The following is an 8,720-nucleotide window of genomic DNA, read 5'->3' on the forward strand; positions in this document are numbered from 1 at the left end:
GAGGGCCGCCGGGGCTTGCCGGGGTCGGCGCGGCGGTCACGGTGGGCGGGGCGGGCTCGGCGGAGGCCGTCCCGGCGGTGGCCAGGCCGGCACCGGCCAGGCCCGCGCCCAGCGCGACGGCCGCGATGAGGGACTTCAACTGCACTGCTGTTCCTTTCGTCGCCATTTCAATTCCGGACGATGACGGGCGTGCCGATCGCCAGGTTCTGGGCCATCCAGGTGATGTCGTCGTTGCTGACCCGCACGCAGCCGTGGCTGACCCTGCCGCCCAGCGCGGACGCCTTGTTCGTGCCGTGGACGGCGAGCTGCCCCGGCCCTCCGGCGAACGTCTTCAGCGTCGGTGAGTGGCCACTGAGCCCGAAGGCGTACGCGCCGTAGGCGCCGCCGGGGTCCGGCGGCTTGATCAACTCGGTGAAGTAGAAGCGGCCCGGCGGGGTAGGGGTGCCGCCCTCACCGGTGGCGACCTTGCCGGTGCGCAGCACCTTGTCGCCGTCGAAGACGGTGAACGTGAACGCTTCCGGGTCGATCTCGACGCGGTGGGGCGTCGACGAGATCTTCACGTCGGACGCTTTGATCCAGCCGGTGCTGCCGTTCGGCCGGATCGGCAGTAGCACCTTGAGCCAGTCGCCGTCCCTGGCGTCGACGAGGAAGACCCGGGTGGCGCCCATCTTGTTGGGGCTCGACAGGGTCGTCCCGGCCGCACCGTCGCCCTTCTGCCGGTACACGGCGATCTGTCGCCCACGCACGGTCGCTATCTCGGCACCGCCCTGCCCCTGCCCCGCCTGCTGCGGCGCGGCGGCCGCGGGGCCGCCCCCGGCGGGCGTGCCGTCCCCCGGCGAACCGCAGCCCGCCAGCACGGCGATCGCGCCGGCGGTGAGGAGGGCGCCGGTGTGAATTCTGACTTGGCGCATGCCGCGAGATGCTGGCCGAGAAGTGTGAAGAACCTGTGAGGCCGGTGTGATGATCCCGTGGTGCCGATCTTGGGTCGCTTACGCTCGGGAGCCATGTGCGCGGATGTCCTGGTCGCGGAGGATGACGTCAAGCAGGCGGAGCTGCTGCGCCGCTATCTGCAGTGGGAGGGGCACCGCGTGGTCGTCGTCCACGACGGGCGGGCCGCCCTCGACGAGGCTCGCGCGCGCCGCCCGGACCTCGTGGTGCTCGACGTGATGATGCCGGGCGTCGACGGCCTCGACGTCTGCCGCGGGCTGCGCGCCGAGTCCGATGTGCCGGTGCTGATGCTGACGGCCCGCTCGACGGAGGACGACCTGCTGCTCGGCCTCGACCTCGGTGCGGACGACTACGTCACCAAGCCGTACAGCCCGCGCGAGCTGATGGCGCGGGTGCGGACGCTGCTGCGGCGGGCCGGGTGCGCCGAGCGGGTGTACCGGGTCGGCGGCATCGCGGTGGACCCCGAGCGGCACACGGTGCACGTGGACGGACGCGAGGTCGAGTGCACGCCCGCGGAGTTCCGCATCCTGGAGGCGCTGGCCGCGCGTCCGGAGCGCGTCCTCACCCGGTCGCAGCTCCTGGCGCACCTGCACGGCTTCGACCGCTTCATCACCGAGCGCACGGTCGACGTGCACGTGAAGAACCTGCGGAAGAAGATCGAGCCGCGGCCGGGCCGCCCGGTCCGGCTGTGCACCGTGTACGGCGTCGGGTACAAGCTGGTCGGCGACCGTGCGCCATAGCCTGCTGGTACGGCTGGTCGCCAGCTCGGTGCTGATCGCGGTGTGCTCGATCGTGGCGACCGCGTGGCTGGCGGCGCGCAGCACGTCCGGCGAGATCCGGGACCGGCAGGGCCGGACGCTCGCGCGCGACGCCCGCATCAACGACGCGCTGCTCGGCTACGCGGCGAGCCACCCGCGCTGGGACGGCGTCGGGGGGACCGTGCGGGAGCTGGCCCGGCAGAGCGGCGAGCGGGTCGCGCTGGCGACCGAGGGCGGCGTCCGGATCGCGGACTCGGCGCCGGATAGGCCGCTGCCGGCCCGCGCGTCCGCCGTCGTCGACCCGCTCGCCGTGGACGTCTCGCTGGTGCCGGGCGGGGCCGCCGACCGGATCGACGCGCGGGCGGCCGGGCCGTTCCGGCTGCCGGAGGCCGAGCGGGCGCGGTTGCGCGAGGAGGTCGGCGCGCAGGCGGCCTGCCTGCGCCGCGAGGGCCAGCGCGCCACGGTGGTCGTCGGGCCCGGCGGCCGCCCCTACCTGCGCCGCGAGGGCGGCCCGGCCGCCACGGCACCGGCCGCGCACCGCCCGCGCGCGCCCGCCGCCGGGGTCCGGCTCACCGGGACGCGGCCGGTCGCGGCCGCGTCGACGCCGGAGCCCGGCGCGCCGACCGCCCCGCCGGGAACGGCGCCGCCGGAGACCACGTCCGGCGCGCCGAGCAGCCCGCCCGCCGTGCGGCCGCGGCCCCGGCCCGCCGAGACACCGGACCCCGCGCCGCAGCCCGTGCCGCGTCCGGCGCCGTGCTCGCCGGACACGCCCGGCCCGACCGCCACCGAGGAACGCGCGCTCGACCGGCTCACCACCCTGGTCCGGCAGTGCCACGGAGGCCGGGTCGACGTGTGGCTGGACGAGACCGGCATACCGGCCGCGCCGTCGGCGGCCGCCGAATGCCTGGCCACCGCCCGCCGCACCCAGCTGAAGCCCTACGTCGCTCCGGCCGCGCTGCTCTACATCGGCTCGCCTGAGGACCGCGTCCCGGCGATCGACCCGTATCGCATCGCGGGGGTCACCGCGGTGATCCTCGTCCTGGCGGTCGGGATGAGCGTGCTCGTCGCCACCCGCCTGGTGCGGCCGGTGCGGGCGGTCACCGCGGCGGCCCGGCGGATGCGGGCCGGCGACGGCTCGGCGCGGGCCGCGGTCCGCGCCAAGGGCGAGGTCGGCGAGCTGGGCGCCGCGTTCAACGAGATGTCCGAGCACCTGGACCGGATGGAACGGCAGCGCAAGGCGATGGTCAGCGACGTGTCCCACGAGCTGCGCACGCCGCTGAGCAACATCCGCGGCTGGCTGGAGGCCGCCCAGGACGGCGTGGCCGACCTGGACCCCGCGCTGACCGCCTCGCTGGTCGAGGAGGCCACGCTGCTCCAGCACATCGTCGACGACCTGCAGCAGCTCGCGCTCGCCGACGTCGGCAAGCTCCGCCTGCGCCCGGAGCCGGTCGACGCGGCCGCCCTGACCGAGCAGGTCGCGACCGTCTACCGCGCCGCGGCCGAGGCCGCCGAGCTCGCGCTGACCGTAGAGGTGGCGGGCCGTCCCCACCTGGAGGCCGACCCGGTGCGGCTGCGGCAGGCGGTCGGCAACCTCCTCGCCAACGCGGTCCGCTACACGCCCGCCGGCGGGCGGGTGACCCTGCGCGCGTACGGCGACGGCGACGACGTCCTGATCGAGGTGGCCGACACCGGGCCGGGCATCGCGCCCGAGCACCTGCCGCACGTCTTCGACCGGTTCTGGCGGGCGGAGAAGTCACGCAGCCGCCGGACCGGCGGCAGCGGCTTGGGCCTCGCCATCGTCCGCCAGCTCGCCGAGGCGCACGGCGGATCCGCGGCGGTGCGCAGCGAGCCGGGCCGGGGCGCGACGTTCACCTTGCGACTGCCCCGCGCCCCGGAGTGAACCCCCCGCCCCGGTGTGAACACGGACGCCGGGTTGCACCGCCCCGCCGCCTTGCTGCGAGGGTGGAGGTAAATGCGTTGCTAGGGAGGATTGGTCATGGAACAGTGCACTCTGGGCCGCCAGGGCCTGGTCACCTCGGCGATCAGCTACCAGTGTGCGGGCCAGTGCTCCGGCCTTCAGGCCGGGGGTGAAGGGCCGCGCGGGGGGACGTCAGGCCCGGGCGTGTTCTGACCGGACCGGCTCAGTGGGCTTGGTGGTCTTGGTCGGCGCTTTCGGCGATGGGGACGGGGACGATCGCGGCGATGCGGCGGCCTCGGTTGGTGATTTAGGTGATGCGTCCCCGGACGGCGGCGTCGTTGAGGACGTCGGCGAACTGGCGACGTGCGTCGGCGACGCTCATCTCTTCCGACTCCATGCGCGTCAGTGTACGAGCATGCACCACCGTGTACATGGATGTACGATTCAAGGGTGCGGCTCAGGTACCAGTTCCGGCTCTACCCGACCCCCGGCCAGCAGCAAGCGCTGGCGCGGGCGTTCGGGTGCGCGCGGACGGTGTACAACGATGCCCTGCGCGCACGGCGGGAGGCGCACGCGGCCGGGCTGGCGTACCTGTCGGAGGGGGACCTGTCCAAGCAGGTCATCACCGAGGCGAAGAAGACCACCGAGCGGGCATGGCTGGGGGAGGTCTCGGCCGTGGTGCTCCAGCAGGCGCTGGCGGACCTGAACACTGCCTACCGCAACTTTTTTGCGTCGGTGTCGGGGAAACGGAACGGCCGCAGGGTCGCGGCGCCCCGGTTCCGGTCGCGCAAGGACCGGCGGCAGGCGATCCGGTTCACCCGCAATGCCCGCTTCACGGTCACGGCGGGCGGGAAGCTGCGCCTGCCGAAGATCGGGGACGTGCGGGTGCGGTGGTCCCGTCCGCTGCCGTCCGAGCCGTCGAGCGTGACGGTGATTCGGGACGCGGCCGGGCGGTACTTCGCGTCGTTCGTGGTCGAGACCGCGGACGAGCCACTGCCGGAAGTGGCGGCCGAGGTCGGGATCGATCTGGGGCTGACGCATTTCGCGGTGACCTCGGACGGCCGGAAGATAACCGGCCCGAAGTTCCTGCGCCGCGCCGAACGACGGCTCCGCAAAGCCCAGCAGGCGCTGTCGCGCAAGCAGAAGGGCTCAGCGAACCGGCGAAAGGCCGTCGCGAAGGTCGCGCGCATGCACGCGCGGGTGGCGGATGCGCGGCGGGATCATCACCACAAGCTCTCCACCCAGTTGATCCGCGACAACCAAGCGGTCTACGTGGAAGACCTCGCGGTGAACGGTCTCGCCCGCACCAGGCTCGCCAAGTCCGTGCACGACGCGGCCTGGTCCCAGTTCGTCGCAATGCTGGAGTACAAGGCCGAACGGTACGGCCGCACGTTCGCGCGGGTGGACCGCTGGTTCCCCTCCTCCAAGCTCTGCGGGGCGTGCGGAAGCTTGGCCGAGTCGATGCCGCTGAACGTCCGCACGTGGGCGTGCGTGTGCGGCGCGGTTCACGACCGCGATGTGAACGCCGCGAACAACATCCTGGCCGCCGGACGGGCGGACAGGCTAAACGCCTGCGGAGGGACCGTAAGCCCTCCCGCCTAGCGGAAGGCAGGACCCGGTGAAACAGGAAGCCACAGATGTGCCGCACACGCGGCACAGCCTGAATCCCCGGCCTTCAGGCCGGGGAGCGCGTCAAGGCACGATGGGCCTGACGATCCGCCTACGGTCCTGCTGACGAGCAGGAGGGCATCGCCGCCATCAGGCGCGCGTACGAGCTGGGCGTCACCTTCTTCGACACCGCCGAGCTGTACGGCCTGGGCACCGGCTCCAACGAGATCCTCGTCGGTAGGGCGGTCAAGGACTTCCGCGACGACGTCGTCCTGGCGACCAAGTTCGGGTTCGACCTGTCGTCCGGGAAGATCTCCGGCCTCAACAGCCGTCCGGACAACATCCGCGAGGTCGCCGACAACAGCCTCCGCTACCTGGGCGTTGACCACATCGACGTGCTCTACCAGCACCGCGTCGACCCGGAAGTCCCGATCGAGGACGTCGCCGGCACGGTCAAGGAGCTGATCGAGGCGTGCAGGGTGAAGTACTTCGGGCTGAGCGAGGCGGGCCCGCAGCCCATCCGCCGCGCGCACGCCGTCCAGCCGGTGTCGGTCCTCCAGACCGAGTACTCGCTGTTCGAGCGGGACGTGGAGGAGCTGTTCCCGCTCCTGCGCGAGCTCGGCATCGGGTTCGTGTCGTACTCCCCGCTGGGACGCGGCTTCATCACCGGCACCGCCAAGCCGGCCGGTTCCTACGACCCGACCGACATGCGCAACCACGATCCCCGCTGGCAGCCGGGCAACTTCGAGAAGAACCTGGCGGCCGTCGAGCGGCTCGCCGAGAGGGCCGCCGCGAAGGACGCGACAGTCTCCCAGCTCGCACTGGCCTGGGTGCTGGCCCAGGGCGAGGACATCGTCCCGATCCCCGGCACGCGCAGCCCCGAGCGGGTCGAGGAGAACACGGCCGCCGCCGAGCTGACCCTGACCGAGGCCGACCTGGACGCCATCGCCGCCATCCTGCCGACCGGCGGCTTCGGCGCCTGCTACGCCGAGGGCTCCTTGCCCACCTGAGTCTGACGGCCACCGCGGGGACCCGCTCGCCCGCTCCCGTCCGAAAACACCGCCAGGAGGCTGGTGAAGTTCTGGCGGGTGAGGGTGGGGTGGCCGGTCTCCGGTGCCTTGCTGTCGCGGACGCCGATGTGGCCGCTGAGGTCGGCGATCTAAACGCAGTTGCCTTCGTCGCCACCGCTGCGGCTGCTCTTGGTCCAGGTGGGCGCGTTGATCATGCCTGTGCTCTCAACTGTGTGAGTAGGGCGGCGAAACTCTGGCGGGTGAGGGTGAGGTGGCCGTTGGCGGGGTTCTTGCTGTCGCGGATGCCGATGTCGTCGTTGAGGTCACCGATTTCGACGCACTCGCCTTCGTTGCCGCCGCTGTAGGTGCTCTTGCGCCAGAGTGCTGCGGGCTGTTCGGGAGGGTTCATGATTTCGACGCTATCTCGTCGATGAGTTCTATCGAAGCGGTTCTGCTCAGTGTTGCTGAGAGCAGCAGACCGAAGATCTCTTGGTGAGATGCCACTTCGTCCTCGTCCTCCACAAAGATGCTCTTGTCGTAGTAGTCGCCAACGGTCACGGTGAGTCGGCCGGGCGGACGCAGAGAGATGAGATGACACGGGGTGATGAGCGAGAGGTATTCGCTGGCCGTGCTGGGAAGGATGCGCAGATCCACGTGTTCTAGCCGCGCGACTTCTGCCAGCCGCCGTAGCTGCGTGCGCAGGATCGCAGGATCGCCGCCGACCTGATTGCCGAGAACCGTCTCCGCGATGATCGGTGCGTAGTGGGGTGGATTGGGGCGGCTCAGCACCCGCTGGCGAGACATCCGGAATTCGACCAGCGTTCTGGCAGTGAGGGAGTTCCTGGCGGGGCTTACGGCCATGAGCTTCCAAGCGTAGGCAGGAACCTGGAGGAGTCCCGGGATGATATTGGGCTGGAAGGTGCGGATCTCGGCTGCGTCCTCTTCCAAGCTGGCCAAGTCCAAGGCGGCAGCGGAGATCCGATACTCGAACGTCCGTTTCCACGACCCGGGTTTGTGCGTGGCGAGGTGGAGGAGGGATTCGCGGAGGGGGCCGTCCTCGACCTCGTAGAAGTCGAGGAGGTCGGCGAGTTCTTCTGGGGCGATGACCTGGAGGCCGTTCTCGACCATGCTCAGCCAGCCCTGGGAGCGGCCGAAGCGGCGGGCGACGGTGGCGACCGTCAGGTTGTGCTGGTCGCGGGCTTTGCGGAGCGCCGAGCCGATCCGGCGCTGGCGAACGGTGGGGGCGTTCCCGGAAGGCATCTCTCCAGCTTGTCACCGCGTGTGGTTGCGCGGATACGGAACGGCGGCGCATTGAACGTTCAATCCGGAAACGTTCAGGACGGGGGACACGAGCGCATCGGGCGGCGAATGTGGCGGGCGACTCCGAAATGAAGGGAGGCGCATGAATGGGAGCGCCCGAGACGGGGAGGTCGCCGGTCGTCCGGCGCGGTGTGTCGTGGGTGGCCTGGTGGTGAGCGGCGGGCTGGTCGTGCTCGGCTCGCTCACGCTCCCGGGTGTCCGGAGGTCCGTGGGGTACGCGCGGCGGTTTCTGCGGGACCTGGTGCCGGCGGCCCATCCCCGGCTGGACGACCTGGTGACCGTCACGAGCGAGACCGTCACCAACGCCATCGTCCACACGGACTCGGGTGACGGTGGCCGGGTGACGATCAGCCTGCTGGCGGGAGGGGACGTCTACCGCCTGGAGGTCGCCGACGACGGTGCGGGCGGCAGGCGTCCGCGTCCCAGGGTGGAGACCGATGCCGAGAGCGGGCGCGGGTTGTGGCTTGTGGAAGTCCTGTCGGACGGCTGGGGATTCCGGGCGGACGGGCCCCGCACCGTCGTGTGGGCGGAGTTCCGAGCGGGTGCGAACTCGTCCGGAAACACCGACAGGGGGCTGTCGGAATGCTCCCGGACGCTGGTGCCCGCAGCGTTCGAAGGAGGAGATCGATGAGCGTACCCGCGTTCAACACCGTCGCGTGGTTCCAGGTCGGCACCGACGCGCCGGAGGAGGCCCGCCGCTTCTACGGCGACCTGTTCGGCTGGAAGATCACGGCCGACCCCGACGGCGACGGCTACGACCTGGTGAGCTACCCGGGTGCCGACATGCCCGCGGGCGGCATCTCGCACGAGGCCGACGCGTCCGCCAAGCACGCGATGTTCCTGGTCATGGTCGAAGACGTCGACGCCGTCTGCGCGGAGACCGAGAAGCACGGCGGCAAGGTGGCCCTGCCAACAGTGACCGCGAGCACCGGCCTGAAGTTCGCCTACCTCCAGGACCCGTCCGGCAACACGTTCGGCGTCTTCACGCCCGCGGCCGGCTGACCCGCGAGTACGAAGGGCCCCGAGGCGAAGGCGGATTCTCGGGGTCCTCGCAACACCTGATGGCCTATGTGGTTGTCAGTAGATCACGCAGGCGCTCGGCTGGGGTTCTCCAGCCGAGCGTTTTGCGTGGTCGGCTGTTGAGCTGCTGGGCGACGT

General features: G+C 71.3%; 8 protein-coding genes and 1 pseudogene. 6 read left to right on the forward strand and 3 right to left on the reverse strand.

What is annotated here, in order from left to right:
• Positions 1-167: 167 nt before the first annotated feature.
• Positions 168-911: a L,D-transpeptidase gene (locus E1289_RS34235; RefSeq protein WP_131987761.1), complete on the reverse strand. Its 744-nt coding sequence runs from the start codon at positions 909-911 to the stop codon at positions 168-170.
• A 93-nt stretch (positions 912-1,004) separates the two neighbouring features.
• Between E1289_RS34235 and E1289_RS34240 the strand changes: the two genes are divergently transcribed.
• The 4 genes and pseudogenes from E1289_RS34240 to E1289_RS34260 form a co-directional block, all read left to right on the forward strand.
• Complete coding sequence (locus E1289_RS34240; protein ID WP_131987763.1) at positions 1,005-1,688, forward strand: response regulator transcription factor; 684 nt, start codon at positions 1,005-1,007, stop codon at positions 1,686-1,688.
• Positions 1,678-3,606 carry a HAMP domain-containing sensor histidine kinase gene (locus E1289_RS34245; RefSeq protein WP_131987765.1) on the forward strand — a complete coding sequence of 643 codons (1,929 nt, stop codon included), beginning with the start codon at positions 1,678-1,680 and terminating at the stop codon, positions 3,604-3,606. Before E1289_RS34240 ends, E1289_RS34245 begins: the two co-directional genes overlap by 11 nt.
• 468 nt (positions 3,607-4,074) lie before the next feature.
• Positions 4,075-5,226: an RNA-guided endonuclease TnpB family protein gene (locus E1289_RS34255; protein WP_131987767.1), complete on the forward strand. Its 1,152-nt coding sequence runs from the start codon at positions 4,075-4,077 to the stop codon at positions 5,224-5,226.
• A 131-nt stretch (positions 5,227-5,357) separates the two neighbouring features.
• Positions 5,358-6,242, forward strand: a pseudogene (locus E1289_RS34260) (aldo/keto reductase); the annotation flags it as partial.
• Positions 6,243-6,453: 211 nt separating this feature from the next.
• On the opposite strand, the gene E1289_RS34270 reads toward E1289_RS34260, so the two are convergent.
• Positions 6,454-6,651, reverse strand: a complete 198-nt coding sequence (locus E1289_RS34270) for a DUF397 domain-containing protein (protein ID WP_131987771.1) — start codon at positions 6,649-6,651, stop codon at positions 6,454-6,456.
• The gene (locus E1289_RS34275; RefSeq protein WP_131987773.1) at positions 6,648-7,502 is read right to left on the reverse strand and encodes a helix-turn-helix transcriptional regulator; all 855 of its coding nucleotides are present in this window, start codon (positions 7,500-7,502) and stop codon (positions 6,648-6,650) included. The genes E1289_RS34270 and E1289_RS34275 overlap by 4 nt, the downstream gene beginning before the upstream one ends.
• Positions 7,503-7,698: 196 nt before the next feature.
• Here E1289_RS34275 and E1289_RS34280 point away from each other — a divergent pair, with 196 nt between their 5' ends.
• Complete coding sequence (locus tag E1289_RS34280; protein WP_165970731.1) at positions 7,699-8,193, forward strand: ATP-binding protein; 495 nt, start codon at positions 7,699-7,701, stop codon at positions 8,191-8,193.
• Complete coding sequence (locus E1289_RS34285) at positions 8,190-8,564, forward strand: VOC family protein (RefSeq protein ID WP_165970732.1); 375 nt, start codon at positions 8,190-8,192, stop codon at positions 8,562-8,564. Before E1289_RS34280 ends, E1289_RS34285 begins: the two co-directional genes overlap by 4 nt.
• The last annotated feature ends 156 nt before the right edge of the window (positions 8,565-8,720 follow it).

The sequence above is a fragment of the Actinomadura sp. 6K520 genome (assembly GCF_004349245.1).
Taxonomy (GTDB): Bacteria; Actinomycetota; Actinomycetes; order Streptosporangiales; family Streptosporangiaceae; genus Spirillospora.